The sequence below is a fragment of the Claveliimonas bilis genome (genome assembly GCF_030296775.1).
Taxonomy (GTDB): Bacteria; Bacillota; Clostridia; order Lachnospirales; family Lachnospiraceae; genus Claveliimonas; species Claveliimonas bilis.
Genome location: NZ_AP027742.1, coordinates 1,957,707 through 1,978,021, shown reverse-complemented (window position 1 = coordinate 1,978,021; position 20,315 = coordinate 1,957,707). Strand labels below are relative to the sequence as shown.

Genomic DNA, 20,315 nt, shown 5'->3' with positions numbered 1-20,315 from the left:
GTGAGGATGTGAAAGAAAATGAGGGCGGATGTACACATGCATACTTCCTTTTCCCATGATTCTAAGAGCGCTCCGGAAGAGATGATACAAAAATCCATCGAAAAGGGGCTGGAGGTGATCTGCTTTACAGATCACTATGACAAGGACTATCTCGGATGGGGAGAGGAAAGCGTTTTCGATGTAGAAAAATATTTTAAAGTACTGGAACCTCTTAGGGAAAAATACAGAGACAGGCTGGATATACGGATTGGGGTAGAACTTGGAATGCAGCCCCATCTGGGCGGATTTTTTACAGAGTTGACAAAGCAGTACCCGTTTGACTTTGTGATAGGCTCCCTGCATGTGATCGACGGGGAAGATCCGGCGCTTGGGACGCTTTTTAACGGAAAAAGTGATGAAGAAGTATACCGGAGAGCTTTTGTGGAGATGCTGGAAGATATACGCAGCACCCCGGATTTCGATGTGCTTGGACATATTGATTATGTGGTGAGATACGGAAACGGCAAAGCAGAGGGATATTCTTATCAAAAATACGCAGATGAGATCGATGAAATCCTGAAAGCGGTTATAGAGCGGGGGAAAGGAATAGAATTGAACATGGCGGGACTGAAATACGGGCTGCCTTTTGCCCACCCCCACCCGGATATTCTGAAGCGTTACCGGGAACTTGGCGGAGAAATCATCACAGTAGGGGCAGACGGACACTGCCCGGAACATATAGCCTATGATTTCCATAAGGCAGACGATATCCTGAAATCCTGCGGATTCCGGTATTACACGGAATTTAAGGAAAGAAAGCCTGTTTTCAAAGTACTTACATAAAATTGGAAAAGGCTCTTGAATTTTTGTATGAGATTTAGTACAATTGTTAATGGTTGATGGTTCTTTAACGAAGTTAAGGAGCAAAAATAAAAGCTGTGAAACAGTGAAAAGACTTTAGGAGGAATTAATCATGGCAGTAAAAGTAGCAATCAATGGTTTTGGACGTATCGGACGTCTTGCTTTCAGACAGATGTTTGGAGCTGAAGGGTATGAAGTAGTTGCGATCAATGACCTGACAAGCCCAAAAATGTTAGCTCACCTGTTGAAATATGACTCTTCACAGGGAAAATATGCTCTGGCTGATAAAGTAGAAGCTACAGATGATTCTATCATTGTTGATGGAAAAGAGATCAAGATCTACGCAAAAGCAAATGCAGAAGAGCTTCCATGGGGAGAGATCGGAGTAGACGTTGTTCTGGAATGTACAGGCTTCTATACATCTAAAGATAAAGCATCTGCTCATATTAAAGCAGGAGCTAGAAAGGTTGTTATTTCTGCACCAGCAGGAAACGATCTGCCGACTATCGTATATAATGTAAACCATGAAACACTGAAACCGGAAGATACAGTTATTTCTGCAGCTTCCTGTACAACAAACTGTCTTGCACCAATGGCTAAGGCTCTGAATGATCTTGCACCGATCAAATCCGGTATTATGTGTACAATCCACGCTTACACAGGCGATCAGATGACACTGGACGGACCACAGAGAAAAGGTGACTTAAGAAGATCACGTGCTGCTGCATGCAATATCGTTCCAAACAGCACAGGAGCTGCTAAGGCAATCGGTCTTGTTATTCCGGAACTGAACGGAAAACTGATCGGAGCTGCACAGAGAGTTCCAACCCCGACAGGATCCACAACAATCCTGACAGCAGTTGTAGAAGGAAATGTAACAGTTGATCAGATCAACGCTGCAATGAAAGCTGCTGCTACAGAATCCTTCGGATACAACACAGATGAAATCGTATCCAGCGATATCGTAGGAATGAGATATGGTTCTCTGTTTGATGCAACACAGACAATGGTACTTCCATTAGAGAATGGAACAACAGAAGTACAGGTTGTTTCCTGGTATGACAATGAAAATTCATACACAAGCCAGATGGTAAGAACAATCAAATACTTCTCTGAATTAGCATAATTAAGACTCAAAACGGGTCCGGTCTTGTTGGGACCGGATCCGTTTTTGGCATTATGAGAGAATTTCGACTTTTTTCAAAAGTATCGGAAAATGAAAGGAGGCACTTAAATGCTTAATAAAAAATCTGTAGATGATATCAATGTAAAAGGGAAAAAGGTCCTTGTAAGATGTGATTTCAATGTACCGCTTATCGATGGAAAGATTACGGATGAGAATCGTCTTGTTGCAGCCCTTCCGACAATTAAGAAGCTGATCGGAGACGGCGGAAAGGTGATTCTTTGTTCTCATTTGGGTAAACCGAAGGGACAGGCAGTGCCGGAACTGTCTCTTGCACCGGTTGCAAAGCGTTTGTCAGAGCTGTTAGGACAGGAAGTGAAATTTGCGGCTGATCCGGAGGTTGTAGGACCAAATGCAAAAGCTGCTGTTGAAGCCATGAAAGATGGAGAAGTTGTTCTTTTGGAGAATACACGTTACAGAGCGGAAGAAACGAAAAATGAAGATACATTTTCAAAAGAGCTTGCTTCCCTGTGCGACGTATTTGTAAATGACGCTTTTGGTACTGCTCATAGAGCACACTGCTCAAATGTTGGAGTGACAAAATATGTAGATACTGCAGTAGTTGGTTATCTTATGCAAAAAGAAATTGATTTCCTCGGAAATGCAGTCAACAATCCGGAGAGACCATTTGTGGCAATTCTGGGCGGTGCAAAAGTTTCCAGCAAGATTTCTGTTATTGAAAACCTGATCGATAAAGTGGACGTTTTGATCATCGGCGGAGGAATGGCATATACTTTCGCAAAATCCAAGGGAGGAAAGATCGGAACATCTCTTTGTGAGGACGATTATCTGGAATATGCAGAGAACATGGTAAAGAAAGCAGAGGAAAAAGGTGTAAGACTGCTTCTTCCGGTTGATAATCGTATCGGAGATGAATTTTCTAACGATGCAAATATCCAGATTGTACCGACAGGAGAAATCCCGGATGGCTGGGAAGGAATGGATATCGGACCGGAAACAGAGAAGATTTTTACAGATGCAGTGAAAGATGCAAAGACAGTTGTATGGAATGGTCCTATGGGATGTTTTGAAATGCCGAATTTTGCTCACGGAACGGAGGCAGTTGCGAAAGCGCTTGCGGAAACAGATGCTGTGACGATCATCGGAGGAGGAGATTCTGCAGCAGCTGTAAATCAGTTGGGATACGGTGACAAGATGACACATATCTCTACAGGTGGCGGCGCATCTTTGGAATTTTTGGAAGGAAAAGAACTTCCGGGCGTAGCAGCAGCTAACGATAAGTAAGCACTTAATGAGTCCAAGTCCGAAGGACGCCGGACGAATTCTAGTGCGCACTTAGTTCACCGCACTTAGCGAACCAAGCCCGTTAGGGCACAGGTGAGTTTAGTAAGGTGAACATCCCCCCCTTCCTGACGGGCTTAAGCAGGGGACTTAGTAACGAATGCAGATTTTAAAGAATATATAAAGGAAAGAGTGAAAACAATGGCAAGAAGAAAGATTATAGCAGGAAACTGGAAGATGAATAAAACTCCCAGCGAGGCAGTTGCGCTGGTAGAAGAATTAAAGCCTTTAGTTGCAACAGAGGATGCAGACGTTGTATTCTGTGTTCCGGCAATTGATATTATTCCGGTAGTGGAAGCGTGCAAGGGGACAAACATCCAGGTTGGAGCAGAAAACATGTATTACGAGGAAAGCGGAGCATACACAGGAGAAATTTCTCCGGCAATGCTTACAGATGCGGGTGTAAAATATGTAGTTCTGGGACATTCAGAGAGAAGAGATTACTTTGGCGAGACAAGCGAGGATGTCAACAAGAAAATGCACAAGGCATTTGAACATGGCATTACGCCTATCATGTGCTGTGGAGAATCTCTGGAGCAGAGAGAACAGGGCGTTACCATGGATTTCATTCGTCAGCAGGTTAAGGTTGGATTCCAGGGAATTACAGCAGATCAGGCAAAGACAGCTGTGATCGCATATGAACCGATCTGGGCGATTGGAACAGGAAAAACAGCAACAACAGAACAGGCAGAAGAAGTGTGTGCCGGAATCCGTGCATGTATTGCAGAGATTTATGACGAAGCAACAGCGGAAGCTATCCGTATTCAGTACGGCGGTTCTGTTAATGCAGGAAATGCTGCAGAGTTATTTGCACAGGCTGACATTGACGGAGGACTTGTCGGAGGAGCTTCTTTGAAGGCAGACTTCGGAAAGATTGTAAATTATAAGTAAGAACCAGATTGAACCGCAGGGGCTTGCAAGACAGTTCCTGCGGGCTTTTGAGTTTCGGGAGTGAAGAGTGTGATTATTGAAAGAATGAAACTGCAGACGGAAGGTTCCCTTCCGGATGCTCATTTTATCGCTTATGTATTAGATACGCCGGGAGATCTGCATATAAAAAAGCGTCCCATGGTTATTTTATGTCCGGGAGGCGGATATGAGAGAACCAGTTTTCGGGAAGGAGAGCCTATTGCAATGTACTTTCTGCAAAAAGGGTATCATGTAGGGATTCTGCGATATTCCACTGCCCCGGCAAAATATCCCACAGCGCTTCTGGAACTTGGAATGGCAATGGGAATTGTTAAAGGACATTCTGAAGAATGGAAGGTGGACGAAAGGCAGATTTTTGTTCAGGGTTCATCAGCGGGAGGACATCTGGCAGGGTGTCTTGGAGTTTTCTGGAACAGTACATTTCTTTCCAAAAAGCTTGGAATCCCATCAGAGAAATTAAGACCGGCGGGACTGCTGCTCAGTTATCCGGTGATAAGTTCTGATGAAAATATTTCCCATAAGGGAAGTTTCCTAAATCTTCTTCAGGATGAATATGAAGAAAAGAAAGAGATGCTGTCCTTAGAAAGACAGGTGACAGAATATACAGTTCCCTGCTTTATATGGCATACCTTTGAAGACAGAACCGTTCCGGTTCAAAATTCTGTCAGAATGGCAGAAGCGCTGCACGAGAAAGGGATCAGGACAGAGCTTCATTTGTTTCAGAAAGGCTCTCATGGACTGGGGAGCGCAGGAGAAGAATCCAGGCGTGCTGATGGAAGCGGCGTTCAGGAGGAATGTCAATGCTGGATGGATCTGGCATACAAGTGGATGGAAAACATCTGCAAAGACCAATAGAAGGAGAATAGAAAATGAGTAAAAAACCAACAGTACTGATGATTTTGGATGGTTATGGATTAAATGAAAAGAAAGAAGGCAATGCGGTAGCAGAAGGGAAAACTCCTGTTATGGATAAGCTGATGGCAGAGTATCCCTTTGTAAAGGGAAATGCAAGCGGAATGGCGGTAGGACTTCCGGATGGTCAGATGGGTAACTCTGAAGTAGGACATCTGAACATGGGTGCCGGCCGCATTGTGTATCAGGATCTGACTAAGATTACAAAAGCAATTCAGGATGGTGATTTCTTTGAAAACAAAGCTCTTCTTGCAGCATGTGAAAATGTGAAGAAACATGATTCAGCGCTCCATCTTATGGGACTGGTATCTGACGGCGGCGTGCACAGCCATAATACTCACATTTACGGACTTTTGGAGCTTGCAAAGAGACAGGGAATTGAAAAGGTATATGTACACTGCTTCCTGGATGGACGAGACACTCCTCCGGCATCTGGAAAAGAATATGTAGAAGAGTTGGAAGCCAAGATGAAAGAAATCGGCGTAGGTCAGGTTGCTACTGTAATGGGACGTTACTATGCAATGGATCGGGACAATCGCTGGGATCGTGTGGAGAAAGCATACCGTGCAATGGTATTTGGAGAGGGCGAAAAGGCAGCGTCAGGCCCGGAAGGAATCCAGGTTTCCTATGATAAGGATACAACAGACGAATTTGTACTTCCTACAATTGTAGAGAAAGACGGCGCTCCTGTGGCGACAATCAAAGATCAGGATTCCATTATTTTCTTTAACTTCCGTCCGGACCGTGCAAGAGAGATCACAAGAACATTTTGCGATGATGACTTTGCCGGATTTGAAAGAGGAGAGCGGATCAAGACGGTCTTTGTATGCTTTACAGAATATGATGTGACGATTGAAAATAAACTGGTTGCGTTTGTGAAAGAGGAAATTACAAATACATTCGGAGAATTTCTTGCTGCTAACGGTATGAAGCAGGCACGTATCGCAGAGACAGAAAAATACGCGCATGTGACATTCTTCTTTAACGGCGGTGTAGAAGAACCAAATGAAGGAGAAGACCGTATTCTTGTAAAATCTCCAAAGGTTGCTACTTACGACCTGAAACCGGAGATGAGCGCTTACGAAGTTTGCGATAAACTGACGGAAGCTATTCGTTCTGGAAAGTATGACGTTATTATCATTAACTTTGCGAATCCGGATATGGTAGGGCATACCGGAGTAGAGGCGGCAGCCATTAAGGCGATCGAGGCAGTGGATGAGTGTGTTGGAAAGACTGTAGAGGCTATCAAAGAAGTGGGAGGTCAGATGTTTATCTGTGCAGACCACGGAAATGCAGAGCAGCTCATCGATGAAGAGACAGGAGAGCCGTTCACTGCCCACACAACGAATCCGGTACCGTTTATTCTTGTAAATGCTGATCCGGCTTACAAATTAAGAGAAGGTGGATGTTTGGCGGATATCGCTCCTACATTGATCGAACTGATGGGAATGAAACAGCCAAAAGAGATGACAGGAAGATCATTGCTTGTAAAATAATGAGAAATATATGGTGAGTAAGGGCAACAACAATTATTCTTAAAAAAGGCAAATAAAAATAACCAAAAAGGACCTTGGATTGAGGGGATTCCCCCTAATCTTCGGTCTTTTTTGCATTAAACCAAGGTATTTTTTCTATTTCCTGTTTTTTGGTGTTTAAATCCAGTATAATGTCTCTATTCCTATTTCGAGAGGGGGACATTTAGTGGAGATAACAATTGGGAAATTTATGTATCAAAGCATAGATGATGAAGTGTTGACTATCATGAAGAAAGATAAGGAAGTTTATAGGATGAATATCAGAGAAATAGAAATTACTTTCTATCAACCTGAAGCAACTTTTTCCAGAGTGCCTGGTGTATATTTTGTTGCTCCTGGCATGAATTCGGCATACCTTTGTACTAATCGGAAAGATAAGGGAGAGATTAGAAGGCTGCATGATTACTTGGTGCAGTATGGCGCTAAAGAAATAATTATGGGAGCTATGAAAGCAGGAATGGCGCAACATTCTTCAGATATCCAGAAAAAACAGGAAGAGAAAGCACTCCTTAAACAGCAAAAGGAAGAAGAAAAGAAACAATTGAAGCTTGAAAGAGGGAAACAGGCTGCCATTCGATTAGAGAAACAAAGAAGGCGATCCGGATGCAAAGAAAAGACAGAAGAAAAGTACCGGTGTACCGTTTGCGGTGCTATCTGGTATTCTAATAGCATGGATCGAGCAAAAAATGTTCATAATGCACTCTCCATGTCCACATATGCTATTAATCAGATGCGAGATATATCCCGATGTCCTAAATGTGGTTCTGGTGCGTCTAAACATCATACTGTCCGATATTGGATCGATAAAAAAGGAAATTGTATGGATCGAGAAGAATAAGGGAATAATCCGTGATTTAAGACCTTCAAAAAACTATATATTCATATAGCTTTGTCGCAGATTTGTATGATTTGTCAAGTGTTTTTACTAAAAAAGCATGGAATTTTTCGTTCCATGCTTTTTTGAATCCTAATTTCTAAACTTAATGACATTGAATTTAAATGTTACTACGTCCCAAATTTTACTATCCTTCCGTTTTTGCCAGATTTTTATTCGCTGTTGACAGCATTAGTTTAATACGGTTCAGCTGATTTACCTCACTTGCACCCGGGTCATAGTCGATGGCAACAATATTTGCCAGCGGATGGCGTCGTCGCAGCTCTTTGATAACCCCCTTGCCCACTACATGGTTCGGAAGGCAGGCAAAAGGCTGTGTGCAGACGATGTTTGTGGCACCGCTGTGGATCAGCTCCAGCATCTCTCCGGTGAGGAACCAACCTTCGCCAGTCTGGTTTCCGAGGGAAACAATCTCAGATGCCATTTTGCCCAGATCCCGGATATCAGCCGGAGGATCGAAGTGCTTGCTCTCTTTAAATGCCTTGCTGGCAGGAGAGCGGAACCATTCCAGCGCTTTGATTCCAAGGTTTGCAATAGTAGCCTTTGACTTGGCAAAACCAAGATGGGATACCTTGAAATTCTGATTGTAGAAGCAGTACAGAAGGAAGTCCAAAAGATCTGGAACGACAGCTTCGGCGCCTTCACTCTCCAAAAGCTCCACCAGATGATTATTGGCGGCAGGGAGGAATTTTACCAGAATTTCTCCAACTACACCTACGCGGGGTTTCTTGATATCTAAAAGTTCAATATTGTTGTCGAAGTCTTCAATAATATTCCGGCACAGTTTTTTGAATTTTCTTCGGGAAGGGTAGCCCTGGGAAACAAAATCAGCACAAACTTTTACCCATTTGCGATGCATAGCGTCAACCGAACCGGGCACTGCCTCGTATGGACGGAGGCGGTAAACACATTTCATGAAAATGTCTCCGAAAACAGCAGCATAGATTCCGCGAAGCGCTAATGCCGGTGTAATCTTAAAGCCGGGATTTCCTTCCAGCCCGCTTAAGTTGATAGAAATAACCGGAATATGTTCATAGCCGGCTTTCTTCAATGCGCGGCGGATGAATCCGATATAGTTGGAAGCACGGCATCCGCCTCCGGTCTGACTGATAATGACAGCAATCTTATCTGTATCGTATTTTCCGGATAAAATAGCTTCCATAATCTGTCCTACAACCATAAGAGAAGGGTAGCAGGCATCGTTATTAACATATTTCAGTCCCACATCAACGGCTTGCTTATTGTCGTTTGGAAGGACTTCCACTTTATAACCCGAAGCGTTGAAAGCAGGTTCCAGAAGTTCAAAATGCATTGGAGACATCTGCGGGCAGAGGATGGTGTACTCTTTGCGCATCTCCTTTGTAAAAGGTACCTTTTTTATGGAAGATGGCTCAATATGCCGTTTCTGTTCCCTTTGTTCTCTGACGCGGATTGCAGCAAGCAGAGAGCGGACACGGATTCTTGCAGCTCCCAGGTTATTGACCTCATCGATTTTTAAAGAGGTGTAGATCTTATCGGAGCGAGTCAGGATATCGGCAACCTGATCTGTGGTGACGGCATCCAGTCCGCATCCGAAAGAATTGAGCTGGATCAGATCCAGATTATCTTTTGTCTTTACATAATTTGCTGCCGCATAGAGGCGGGAGTGATACATCCACTGATCCATAACATTTAAAGGCCGCTCTACCGGGTGAAGGTGTGATACGGAATCTTCTGTCAATACGGCGATATTGTAGGAATTGATCAGCTCCGGAAGTCCATGGTTTACCTCGGGGTCAATATGATAGGGACGTCCGGCAAGAACAATTCCCCGGTTTCCTGTTTTGTCGAGGAAAGCAACGGTTTCCTCACCTTTTTTGCGCATATCGTTCCGGCACGCTTCAAGCTCAACCCAGGCTTTATGAACAGCAGTTTTAATTTCTTCTGCTGTGAGATCAAACTTTGGAGCAAGTTCTTCGATCAGGCGGGAAGAAAGGGTTTCCTCGCTGGCAAAGGACATGAAAGGATGGATGAAATCCACGTTGCCGTTTACGATGGCATCAATATTATTTTTGATGTTCTCCGGATAGGAGGTAACAATCGGACAGTTATAGTGGTTGTTGGCATCGGCAAATTCATTTCTTTCATAAGGAATAGAAGGGTAAAAGATATGCCGGATGCCTTCATTGATCAGCCATTGTACATGCCCGTGGGCAAGTTTGGCGGGATAACATTCAGATTCACTTGGGATAGACTCAATTCCCAGCTCATAAATCTTCCTTGTGGAAGCGGGAGAGAGAACTACACGAAATCCAAGATCCGTGAAGAATGTGAACCAGAACGGATAGTTATCGTACATATTCAGAACTCTGGGTATACCGATCACGCCGCGGGAAGCTTCCTCCTCTGAAAGAGGCGTATAGCCGAAATACCGCTGACTCTTATACTCAAAAAGGTTGGGAAGGTTGTTCTTCGATTTTTCTTTTCCAAGTCCCTTTTCACAGCGGTTTCCGGTGATAAACTTTCTTCCGCCGCTGAAATGGTTGATCGTCAGACGGCAGTTATTGGTACATCCGCGGCACTTTGTCATCGTTGTCCGGTATTCCAGCGCTTCGATATCTTCGATGGAGAGCATGGTAGTACCTTCGCATTCCACATAGCGTTCCCTTGCGATCAGGGCAGCACCGAACGCTCCCATGATGCCGGCAATGTCCGGGCGGATTGCGTGGCAGCCTGCAATTTTCTCAAAACTTCTTAGAACAGCATTATTATAGAAAGTACCGCCCTGCACAACAATGTGCTGTCCCAGTTCTGTTGCATCAGATACTTTAATTACTTTGAAAAGAGCATTCTTAATGACAGAGTAGGCCAGTCCGGCAGAAATGTCGGACACGGCAGCTCCCTCTTTCTGTGCCTGTTTTACCTTAGAGTTCATAAATACAGTACAGCGGGTTCCAAGGTCAATCGGATTATGGGCAAATAAAGCTTCGTGCGCAAAATCTTCTACAGAATAGTTGAGCGATTTGGCAAAGGTTTCGATAAAGGAACCACAGCCTGAAGAGCAGGCTTCGTTCAGCTGTACACTGTCAACAGTCTGGTTTTTGATCTTAATACATTTCATATCCTGCCCGCCGATGTCCAGAATACAGTCTACATCCGGTTCAAAGAAAGAGGCGGCATAATAGTGAGAAACGGTTTCTACTTCTCCTTCATCAAGAAGAAGAGCAGCTTTGATCAGTGCTTCGCCATATCCGGTGGAGCAGGAATGAACAATCTCCACATCCTCGGGAAGCTGAGAATAAATGTCTTTGATTGCTGAGATTGTGGTACCGAGAGGATCTCCTTCATTATTATGGTAAAAAGAATACAGAAGGGTTCCGTCTTCTCCTACAAGAGCCGCTTTAGTTGTAGTGGAACCGGCGTCGATACCAAGAAATGCTTTGCCTTTATAAGAGGCAAGATCCTTAACCGGAACCTGATGTTTTGCGTGGCGCTCTGTAAATTCCTTATATTCTGCTTCGGTTGCAAAAAGAGGTTCCATTCTCTCTACTTCAAACTCCATCTGTATCCGTTTTGCCAGGCGTTCCTGGAGCTCACGGATAGGCACGATGGGTTCCTTGGTAGAGTTTAAGGCAGAACCAATGGCTGCAAAAAGGTGAGAATGATTTGGAGCAATAGTGTGCTCCTCATCCAACTTCAGTGTGCGGACAAACGCTTCTCTAAGCTCTGAAAGGAAATGAAGAGGTCCTCCCAGAAATGCTACGTGTCCGCGAATCGGTTTACCGCAGGCAAGTCCGCTGATGGTCTGGTTTACAACTGCCTGGAAAATAGAGGCGGCCAGATCTTCTTTGGAAGCCCCCTCATTGATCAGCGGCTGAATATCTGATTTCGCAAATACGCCGCATCTGGCAGCGATAGAATACAGAGCTTTATAATTTTTTGCGTATTCATTCAATCCGGAGGCGTCGGTCTGCAGAAGAGAAGCCATCTGGTCGATGAAAGAGCCGGTTCCGCCGGCGCAGACACCATTCATTCTCTGCTCAATATTGCCGCCTTCAAAGTAAATAATCTTTGCATCTTCCCCTCCAAGCTCAATTGCCACATCTGTCTGAGGCGCATAGTCCTGAAGAGCAGTGGATACGGCTACAACTTCCTGCACAAAGGGAACCCCCAGATGTTTTGCAAGAGTCAGTCCTCCGGATCCTGTTATAACAGGAGACACCCGGATAGAACCGAGTTTATAGATAGCCCTTCCCAAAAGGTCAGAAAGGGTTTCCTGGATATTTGCAAAATGTCTTTCATAATCAGAGAAAAGCACATCATTTTGATCATCCAGAATGGCGATCTTTACTGTGGTGGATCCGATATCGATCCCCAGGGTAAATAATTCTTGTTGATTCATAAATATGTACTCCTTGTCTTTGTAATAGTATAGATTTCAGTATGACAAAGATAAAAATCCTGTCTGGGAATATATGTAATTCTACATATTAAATGTTGTTTTCCTAAACGGTAACATTATACGACAAAAAAATTGAAAAGACAATCAACAAATGTAATAGAAATATTAAAATACGGTAAAGTTATCCGGTGTAATTGACAAAGACTTCCTAAAAAGGTAGAATGACTACAGTATTAGAGTAATATGGGAAAGCAGGTATTTTTTCTATGAATTGGTTGGAAAAAATGGAACGGAAATTCGGCAGATATGCCATCCACAATCTGATGTATTACATTATTATCCTTTATGTTGTGGGGCTGGTTCTGCAGCTTTTGGTTCCTTCTTTTTATTATCAGTATTTGAGTCTTGATGTCAGCGCAATTCTGCGCGGACAGATCTGGAGGATCGTAACCTTCATTATACAGCCGCCTCAGACCGGATATCTCTTTATGATTTTTGCCCTTTATCTGTATTATATGCTGGGAAGGGAACTGGAAAATACCTGGGGTGCGTTTCGGTTTAACCTTTATTTCTTTTCGGGTATGTTATTTCATGTGATCGCGGCATTTGCCGCCTATTTCCTGGTGGGGGTATCCTTCCCGCTGGGGACATGGTATTTGAACATGTCATTGTTTCTTGCATTTGCAGCTGTTTATCCGGATATGCAGTTCTATCTGTTTTTTGCGATCCCGGTCAAGGCAAAATGGTTGGGAATCCTGGATGGCGTTTATTTCCTCTACACCATATTGCAGGCTTTTCTGCCCTCCTATGGAGGAAATCCTCTGGTGGGAGTTGTGTACCAGGCAAACGCGATTGCGGCGGCAGTTTCCATTTTGAATTTTGTGATCTTTTTCCTGGGTTCAAGAAATATGAAGCCTTATTCTCCAAAACAGAGAAAGAGAAAAAGAGAATTTCAGCAGAAGATCCGGCCGGAAAATCATTATGCAGGCGGAGCCAGACACCGCTGTGCCGTGTGCGGACGCACAGAGCTGGACGATCCGTCCCTGGAGTTCCGGTATTGTTCCAGATGTAATGGGAATTATGAGTACTGTCAGGATCATCTCTTTTCCCATATACATGTAAAATAGTAACGTGGAAAGAGCAGGGCATTTGTCCTGAAACTTTGGAAATAAAAATATGAAAAAGGAATTGGTGAAAAAAATGAAGAAAAAGAAAACAAAAATAGTCTGTACAATGGGACCTAACACAAATGATGAAAATCTGATGAGAGCGCTTGTGAAGAATGGGATGGATATTGCAAGATTCAATTTTTCACACGGAAGTCATGAAGAACAGAAGGGCAGAATGGATATGCTGAAGCGTATCCGGGATGAAGAACATATGCCAACAGCGATCCTGCTGGATACAAAAGGTCCGGAGATCCGTACCGGTATCCTGAAAGATGGAAAAAAGGTAATGCTGGAGACAGGCAGAAAGTTTACACTGACCTCTGAGGATATTACAGGGGATGAAACGAAAGTATCCATTTCCTATAGCGGACTTGTAGACGATGTATCTGTTGGAAGCACGATCTTGATAGATGACGGGTTGATTGGTCTTAGGGTGATCAGCAAAACAGTAACGGATATTGTCTGCGAGATTGTGAACGGAGGAGAGTTGGGAGAGCGCAAGGGCGTGAATGTGCCTAATGTGCCTGTAAGACTTCCGGCTATCACAGACAAGGACAGAGAAGATATCCGTTTCGGCGTGGAACAGGGTATTGATTTTATTGCGGCATCCTTTGTGCGCAATGCAGAGTGTATTGTAGAGATCCGCGCTTTTCTGAAAGAATGTGATGCTCCATACATTCCGATCATCGCAAAGATTGAAAATGCAGAAGGAATTAAGAATATTGACGAGATCATTCGCTGTGCAGACGGTATTATGGTAGCCAGAGGAGATCTTGGCGTGGAGATTCCGGCAGAGGAAGTGCCTTATCTTCAGAAAATGATCATTCAGAAATGTAATTATTATTATAAACCGGTTATTACAGCAACACAGATGCTGGATTCCATGATCCGCAATCCTCGTCCGACACGGGCAGAAGTGACGGATGTGGCGAATGCAGTTTATGACGGAACGGATGCAGTCATGCTGTCTGGAGAAACTGCACAGGGAAAATATCCATTAGAAGCGCTTCAGATGATGGTGCATATTGTGGAGAATACAGAGGAGCATCTGGATTATGATCTTATGCTCAAAAAGGCAGAGGAACACCGTATGAAAGGAATTTCCAGTGCCATTGGCCATGCTTCTGTTACGACAGCATACAATCTGGGAGCGAAGTGTATCATCACTCCGTCTGTATCGGGTGCTACTACCAGAGTTGTTTCTAAATTTAAGCCTAAAATGCCGATTATTGGCGTGACTCCTAATGAGCGTTCTCTTCGCAGAATGCAGATTTACTGGGGAGTAAAGCCAATCAAATCTATTCAGTTCAATACGACGGAGGATATTTGTTCCGGGGCGATCGAGCTGGTATGTGCAAAGCAAATGGCTGATCCGGGAGATGTTGTGGTGCTGACAGCAGGCATTCCCTCCCCGAATGTAAACCGTGCAAAAGAAGGTGTCAGCAATATGATGAGAATTGCTGTGATTGAATAATAAATTAAAATCTGTACAGATATAAGGAGTAACGTACCTATGAAAAAAGAGACATTTGTGACAAAAGAACAGCTGGATGAAATTGTAAAGAAGTATCCCACTCCTTTTCATCTTTATGACGAGAAAGGGATCCGAAAGAATGCGGAAGCGCTGAAGGAAGCTTTTGCGTGGAATAAAGGATACAAAGAGTATTTTGCGGTAAAGGCAACGCCTAATCCCTTCCTGATACAGATTTTAAGAGAATATGGATGCGGATGTGATTGTTCCTCGTACACAGAGCTGCTTCTTTCAGAAGCCATTGGAGCCACAGGAGACGATATTATGTTTTCTTCCAATGATACTCCGGCAGAAGATTTTAAATTGGCCGAAAAGCTTGGGGCGATCATCAATCTGGATGATATCACACACATTGATTTCCTGGAGAAGGCGATTGGGTACATACCGGAGACAATCAGCTGCAGATACAATCCGGGAGGCTTGTTTAAGATCAGTAATGATATTATGGACAATCCGGGCGATGCAAAATATGGCATGACAACAGAGCAGATTTTTGAAGCCTTTAAGATCCTAAAGGAAAAAGGTGCGAAAGAATTTGGCATTCACGCTTTCCTTGCAAGCAATACTGTAACAAATGAATACTATCCGATGCTGGCAAAGGTGCTTTTTGAACTGGCAGTGAAACTTCAGAAGGAAACCGGAGCACACATTAAATTTATTAATCTGTCAGGCGGAATCGGTATTCCTTATAAACCGGATCAGGAGCCTAATGATATTCGCGCCATCGGAGAAGGCGTGCGGCGGGTGTACGAAGAGGTGCTGGTTCCTGCCGGAATGGGTGATGTGGCAATTTATACGGAACTTGGCAGATTTATGATGGGACCCTATGGCTGTCTGGTGACAAAGGCTATCCATGAAAAACATACTCACAAAGAATATATCGGAGTGGATGCGTGTGCGGTGAATCTGATGCGTCCGGCGATGTACGGCGCTTATCACCACATCACTGTGATGGGAAAAGAAAATGAGCCATGCGATCATCTGTATGATGTGACAGGATCCCTCTGCGAGAATAACGATAAGTTTGCGATCGACCGGCACTTGCCGAAAATTGACGCCGGAGATTTGCTTGTCATTCATGATACCGGAGCACACGGTTTTGCTATGGGATATAATTATAATGGAAAGCTGAAGTCAGCAGAAGTACTTTTAAAAGAAGATGGAAGTACAGAGCTGATCCGCCGTGCAGAGACGCCGAAAGACTATTTCGCTACATTTGACTGTTTTGAAATAGGGAAAAAACTGCTGAAATAATTGATAATATGTCCTTAATGAGGTAAAATATAGAAAATTACTTTATTGAGGAGGAAAAAGTATGAAAAGAAGGAAAAAGGCAGTTGGTCTTCTCGTGGCGGCGGCTGTTATGCTGCTGACAGCCTGCAAAATGAGTCCGGAAGAAGTTGGAACTTATGCACAATCGATTCTGGATGCCAGTTATAAGGCGGATTTTGACGAGTACACGGAACAGACAGATTCCACAAAGGAAGAAGCAGAAAACCTTTATGAGAACAATATTGATCAGATGATGACCATTGCCGGTTATGATTCGGCAGGATTGTCAGACGAATTGCTGGACAACTACCGCCAGCTTTTTAAAGACATGTTGGCGCTGGCGGAGTATGAAGTGGGAGAGGTAACAGAAGAAGAGGATGGAAGCTTCACAGTAGCTGTTACGGCAAAGCCGCTCACAGCTTTTGAAGGTTTGGAAGCTGAAGTTACAGAGGCAGTGCAGGCAGAACTGGCGGGTATCACCGATGTTTCCCAGATCCCGGGAGAAGATGAAATTAATCAGATGGTATTCCAAAAGATGTATGAAGGGCTTCAAAGCCGGATGGAATCGCCCACTTACGGGGAGCCGCAGCAGGTAGATCTTCATGTAGCGGCTGATTCTGACAACGTATATTCTGTCGCGGAGTCTGATCTGACGGCTTTAGATCAAATTCTGTTTCCGACGGAAGGATTTTAGATTCTTCTTGCAATGACCTTCCAGGTATCTGTGTGAAAAAAGCTGCTTTCCACACATTCCTCCATCTCCAGAAAACGATGAAAAGGAATTGTAAAGGAAAGGAGATCGCTTGGTATACATTTCCTGGCGGAAGGATCTGTCAGACCGATATAACAGGCAGTGGGATTGTTCCGTGCCGCATCAAGGCCGTAAAGGACTGACTGTGCGCATCCGGATCCAAACGAAAGCTTCACATTGTCCTGTGTTTCCCGGTCGTAATTTGCCAATGTTGCAAGACCGGAAAGCTGGTCGGCATTTACCAGAAAAATGACGATTTCCGGCGTTTCATTTTCTTTTAATTCATTGAGAGGTTTCATAATAACATATTCATCTGTTTCAATGTCCGGCATTGTTTCGATATAATTTCGTGCAATGTCCGGACTTTTTTTATAAAATTCCCCTTTTTTCGGTCCCTTTCCGCCGATGGAAAGAAAGTATTCAATGGTTCCAAGCTCAAACTTTCGAATACCCAGTCCCGCCTTTCCTCCCGCGCAGACAACGGTTTCCCTGTCAAATGCAGCTGTTTTGCCTTTAGAGACTGCATGCATCATGGCGATCACACATCCCCATACGCCTTTTCGAAACTGCATGGCATTTTCCGGGATTTCTTTTGATGTAAATACGGCCACCGGCTGACGGGTTAGTTTAATTGCTTCTGCTATTTTACTGTTCATAAGAGACATTCCTTTCCTTTAGATAATGCTATCTTTGCAAATTTTATTTTTGTATATTAAAAATGCAGTTTTCTGATTTAGAAAACTGCACTTTTGCGTCTGAAAATAGAAGATGCGGATGGTGGGACTTGAACCCACACGAAGTCACCTCCGCAAGATTTTGAGTCTTGTGCGTCTGCCATTCCGCCACATCCGCAGGTGGTCTTTTGTAAGAACCGAATGTAAGTATAGCATATTGATATTTGAATTACAAGATTTTTCAACAAATTTTTTCTTTTAAAATGGGAAAGATTGTTGTATAGTAGATTCAGTAGCTTTATAAGATGGAGAAAAAATATGGCGGAAAAAATTGTATTGATTGACGGACACAGTATTTTGAACAGAGCCTTTTTTGGCCTTCCGGATCTTACAAATTCGGAGGGACTTCATACGAATGCCATTTACGGTTTCCTTAACATTATGTTAAAACTGCTGGATGAGGAGAAGCCGGAGTATCTTACGGTAGCTTTTGATGTACATGCGCCAACCTTCCGGCATCAAATGTATGAAGAATATAAAGGGACAAGAAAACCTATGGCGGACGAGCTGCGACAGCAGGTCCCTGTAATGAAGGAAGTCCTCCGGTCCATGGGAATCAGGATCATAGAACAGGAAGGCCTGGAAGCGGATGATCTTCTGGGGACGCTCTCAAAACGATGTGAGAGCGAAGGCATGGATGTGACCATCATCAGCGGAGATCGGGATCTTCTGCAGCTTGCCACGGACAAGGTAAAGATCCGTATCCCTAAGACGAAGCAGGGAAGAACAGAAGTGGAGGACTATTATGCGGCTGATGTAAAAGAGCGTTATCAGGTGACTCCTCTGGAATTTATTGATATGAAAGCGCTTATGGGAGATACCTCAGATAATATTCCCGGAGTTCCCGGAATTGGGGAGAAAACTGCGGCGAAGATCATTACAGAATACCACAGTATAGAAAACGCGTACCAGCATGCCGGGGAGCTGAAGCCGCCCCGTGCATCCAAAGCTATTGTAGAATACTGGGATATGGCAGTGATGAGCAAGAAGCTGGCAGCAATCTGTGTAGATGCATCGCTGGATTATGATATTGAAAGCGCAAGACTTGGAAATATTTTCACGGAAGAGGCATATACCCTTTTTCAGAAACTGCAGTTCAAAAATCTTTTGAGCCGTTTTGAGGTGAAAGGCCCTTCCCATGCGGTGGAAGATTCCTTCCGGACTGCCGGAAGCCGCGAGGAGGCGGAACGCATTCTCGAAGAAGCGTCGGAAGCAGAAACTCTGGGTGTGGCTGTCTTTCGGAGAACAGCAGAGGCACTTCCGCTTTTTGCAGGAGAGGCACGGATTGGAGGAGTTGCTCTTTGCTTCGGAGAAAAGGAAATTTACTGTATTCCGGAAGAGAAGATGGAGATAGCGGAACTCCTGGAGAAACTGGAAAAATTATCTGCCGGCCCGAAGACGTTGTCTGTCTTTCATCTGAAAGAAACAATGAAATATTTTACGCCATCTGTCAAAGACAATTGTTTCGACGGGATTATTGCAGCATATCTTTTGAATCCTCTTAAAAATGATTATGGATTTGAGGATGTGGCAAGAGAACAGCTGGATCTTCTTTTGGAAGAGAAGATGGAAGATGAAAAGAAAGCATGCTATGAAGCTTATACCGCCTATGCGTCAGCTGCTCCTTTACAGGATAAGCTGGAAGAGGCGGGAATGTGGAAGCTTTTCAAAGAAATAGAAATGCCGCTTGTATTTACGCTTTTTGATATGGAACAAAATGGAGTCCGGGTAGAAGCGGACGAACTGAAAGATTACGGAAACAGACTTGCAGTTCAGATCAGCAGGCTGGAACAGGAAATCTGGCAGGAGGCGGGAGAAGAGTTCAACATTAATTCTCCGAAACAGCTTGGAGTCATCCTTTTTGAAAAAATGGGACTTAAAGGCGGAAAGAAGACAAAAACCGGATATTCTACTGCAGCGGATGTGCTGGAAAAGCTGGCGCCGGATTATCCTGTTGTAGCTAAAATCCTGGAATACAGGCAACTGGCAAAACTGAAATCCACCTACGCCGACGGCCTTGCAGCCTTTATCTCGGAAGATGGAAGGATTCACGGGAAATTTAATCAGACCATTACAGCGACCGGGCGGATCAGCAGTACTGAACCGAATCTACAGAACATTCCGGTTCGGATGGAGCTGGGAAGGCTGATAAGGAAAGTATTTGTTCCGGAAGAGGGATTTGTCTTTGTGGATGCAGACTATTCCCAGATTGAACTTAGAGTGCTGGCCCATTGTTCGGGGGATAAGCAGCTTATTGAGGCTTACAGAGAGGAAAAGGATATCCACAGAATTACCGCTTCCCAGGTATTCCATACCCCTTTTGACCAGGTGACGGATCTCCAGAGAAGAAATGCCAAGGCAGTCAATTTTGGGATTGTATATGGAATCAGCTCTTTTGGGTTAAGCCAGGATCTGAGCATTACGCGGAAAGAAGCGGCACAGTATATAGAACAATATTTTCACACTTATCCGGGAATCAAAATTTTCCTGGATGATGCTGTGAAACAGGCAAAAGACAAAGGATATGCCGTCACTCTTTTTGGAAGGAGAAGGCCTGTGCCGGAACTTTCTTCCAGCAATTTCATGCAGCGTTCCTTTGGAGAGAGGGTGGCAATGAACTCACCTATCCAGGGAACGGCGGCGGATATTATGAAAATTGCCATGATCGGTGTAAATGACCGGCTGAAATCCGGGAATATGAAATCCCGGCTTGTTTTGCAGGTGCATGATGAACTTTTGGTGGAAGCCTGGGAGAGTGAGGCAGAAGAAGTCAAAAAGATACTGAAGGAAGAAATGGAGCAGGCGGCATCCCTTGCGGTACCGCTGGAAATTGATATGCATACCGGAAAAAGCTGGTATGAGGCAAAATAGAGGTGCGAG

General features: G+C 44.1%; 14 protein-coding genes and 1 tRNA gene. 12 read left to right on the top strand and 3 right to left on the bottom strand.

Annotated elements, in window-relative coordinates; translation table 11 throughout:
- Nucleotides 1-18 precede the first annotated feature (18 nt).
- The 7 genes from R2J37_RS09740 (at nucleotide 19) to R2J37_RS09710 (ending at nucleotide 7,540) form a co-directional block, all read left to right on the top strand.
- The gene (locus R2J37_RS09740) at nucleotides 19-822 is read left to right on the top strand and encodes a histidinol-phosphatase HisJ family protein (protein ID WP_316264777.1); all 804 of its coding nucleotides are present in this window, start codon (nucleotides 19-21) and stop codon (nucleotides 820-822) included.
- Nucleotides 823-952: 130 nt separating this feature from the next.
- Complete coding sequence (gap, locus tag R2J37_RS09735; protein WP_230105939.1) at nucleotides 953-1,966, top strand: type I glyceraldehyde-3-phosphate dehydrogenase; 1,014 nt, start codon at nucleotides 953-955, stop codon at nucleotides 1,964-1,966.
- A gap of 108 nt (nucleotides 1,967-2,074) precedes the next feature.
- Nucleotides 2,075-3,268: a phosphoglycerate kinase gene (locus R2J37_RS09730; RefSeq protein ID WP_230105940.1), complete on the top strand. Its 1,194-nt coding sequence runs from the start codon at nucleotides 2,075-2,077 to the stop codon at nucleotides 3,266-3,268.
- 198 nt (nucleotides 3,269-3,466) lie between these two features.
- On the top strand, nucleotides 3,467-4,216 hold the full coding sequence (gene tpiA, locus R2J37_RS09725) for a triose-phosphate isomerase (RefSeq protein WP_256193553.1): 750 nt from the start codon (nucleotides 3,467-3,469) through the stop codon (nucleotides 4,214-4,216).
- 69 nt (nucleotides 4,217-4,285) lie between these two features.
- Nucleotides 4,286-5,110: an alpha/beta hydrolase gene (locus tag R2J37_RS09720; RefSeq protein WP_230105942.1), complete on the top strand. Its 825-nt coding sequence runs from the start codon at nucleotides 4,286-4,288 to the stop codon at nucleotides 5,108-5,110.
- A 14-nt stretch (nucleotides 5,111-5,124) separates the two neighbouring features.
- Complete coding sequence (gene gpmI / locus R2J37_RS09715) at nucleotides 5,125-6,663, top strand: 2,3-bisphosphoglycerate-independent phosphoglycerate mutase (protein ID WP_256193554.1); 1,539 nt, start codon at nucleotides 5,125-5,127, stop codon at nucleotides 6,661-6,663.
- A gap of 205 nt (nucleotides 6,664-6,868) precedes the next feature.
- Nucleotides 6,869-7,540, top strand: a complete 672-nt coding sequence (locus R2J37_RS09710) for a hypothetical protein (RefSeq protein WP_230105944.1) — start codon at nucleotides 6,869-6,871, stop codon at nucleotides 7,538-7,540.
- Between the two features lie 184 nt (nucleotides 7,541-7,724).
- Here R2J37_RS09710 and R2J37_RS09705 read toward each other — a convergent pair whose 3' ends face one another.
- Nucleotides 7,725-11,978 (bottom strand): 2-hydroxyacyl-CoA dehydratase, encoded by a 4,254-nt coding sequence (locus R2J37_RS09705; RefSeq protein ID WP_316264774.1) that lies wholly within the window; start codon nucleotides 11,976-11,978, stop codon nucleotides 7,725-7,727.
- 266 nt (nucleotides 11,979-12,244) lie between these two features.
- Between R2J37_RS09705 and R2J37_RS09700 the strand changes: the two genes are divergently transcribed.
- The 4 genes from R2J37_RS09700 to R2J37_RS09685 all read left to right on the top strand — a co-directional run bounded on the left by R2J37_RS09700 (nucleotide 12,245) and on the right by R2J37_RS09685 (nucleotide 16,644).
- Entirely contained in the window at nucleotides 12,245-13,105 is an 861-nt protein-coding gene (locus R2J37_RS09700) for a rhomboid family protein (protein WP_230105946.1), read from the top strand.
- A 49-nt stretch (nucleotides 13,106-13,154) separates the two neighbouring features.
- Nucleotides 13,155-14,621, top strand: coding sequence for a pyruvate kinase (gene pyk / locus R2J37_RS09695; RefSeq protein ID WP_316264771.1), 1,467 nt, complete (start codon nucleotides 13,155-13,157; stop codon nucleotides 14,619-14,621).
- Nucleotides 14,622-14,660: 39 nt separating this feature from the next.
- Nucleotides 14,661-15,932, top strand: coding sequence for a diaminopimelate decarboxylase (locus R2J37_RS09690; RefSeq protein ID WP_230105948.1), 1,272 nt, complete (start codon nucleotides 14,661-14,663; stop codon nucleotides 15,930-15,932).
- 61 nt (nucleotides 15,933-15,993) lie between these two features.
- Nucleotides 15,994-16,644 carry a hypothetical protein gene (locus R2J37_RS09685; RefSeq protein WP_316264770.1) on the top strand — a complete coding sequence of 217 codons (651 nt, stop codon included), beginning with the start codon at nucleotides 15,994-15,996 and terminating at the stop codon, nucleotides 16,642-16,644.
- Here the strand turns inward: R2J37_RS09685 and R2J37_RS09680 are convergent.
- Both R2J37_RS09680 and R2J37_RS09675 read right to left on the bottom strand, forming a co-directional pair.
- On the bottom strand, nucleotides 16,641-17,357 hold the full coding sequence (locus R2J37_RS09680; protein WP_316264768.1) for a DUF169 domain-containing protein: 717 nt from the start codon (nucleotides 17,355-17,357) through the stop codon (nucleotides 16,641-16,643). The genes R2J37_RS09685 and R2J37_RS09680 overlap by 4 nt on opposite strands.
- A 113-nt stretch (nucleotides 17,358-17,470) precedes the next feature.
- Nucleotides 17,471-17,553 (bottom strand) — tRNA-Leu (locus tag R2J37_RS09675).
- A gap of 140 nt (nucleotides 17,554-17,693) precedes the next feature.
- Here R2J37_RS09675 and polA point away from each other — a divergent pair.
- A complete protein-coding gene (gene polA / locus R2J37_RS09670; protein ID WP_316264766.1) occupies nucleotides 17,694-20,306 on the top strand; it encodes a DNA polymerase I in 2,613 nt (870 codons plus the stop codon).
- Nucleotides 20,307-20,315: the final 9 nt, after the last annotated feature.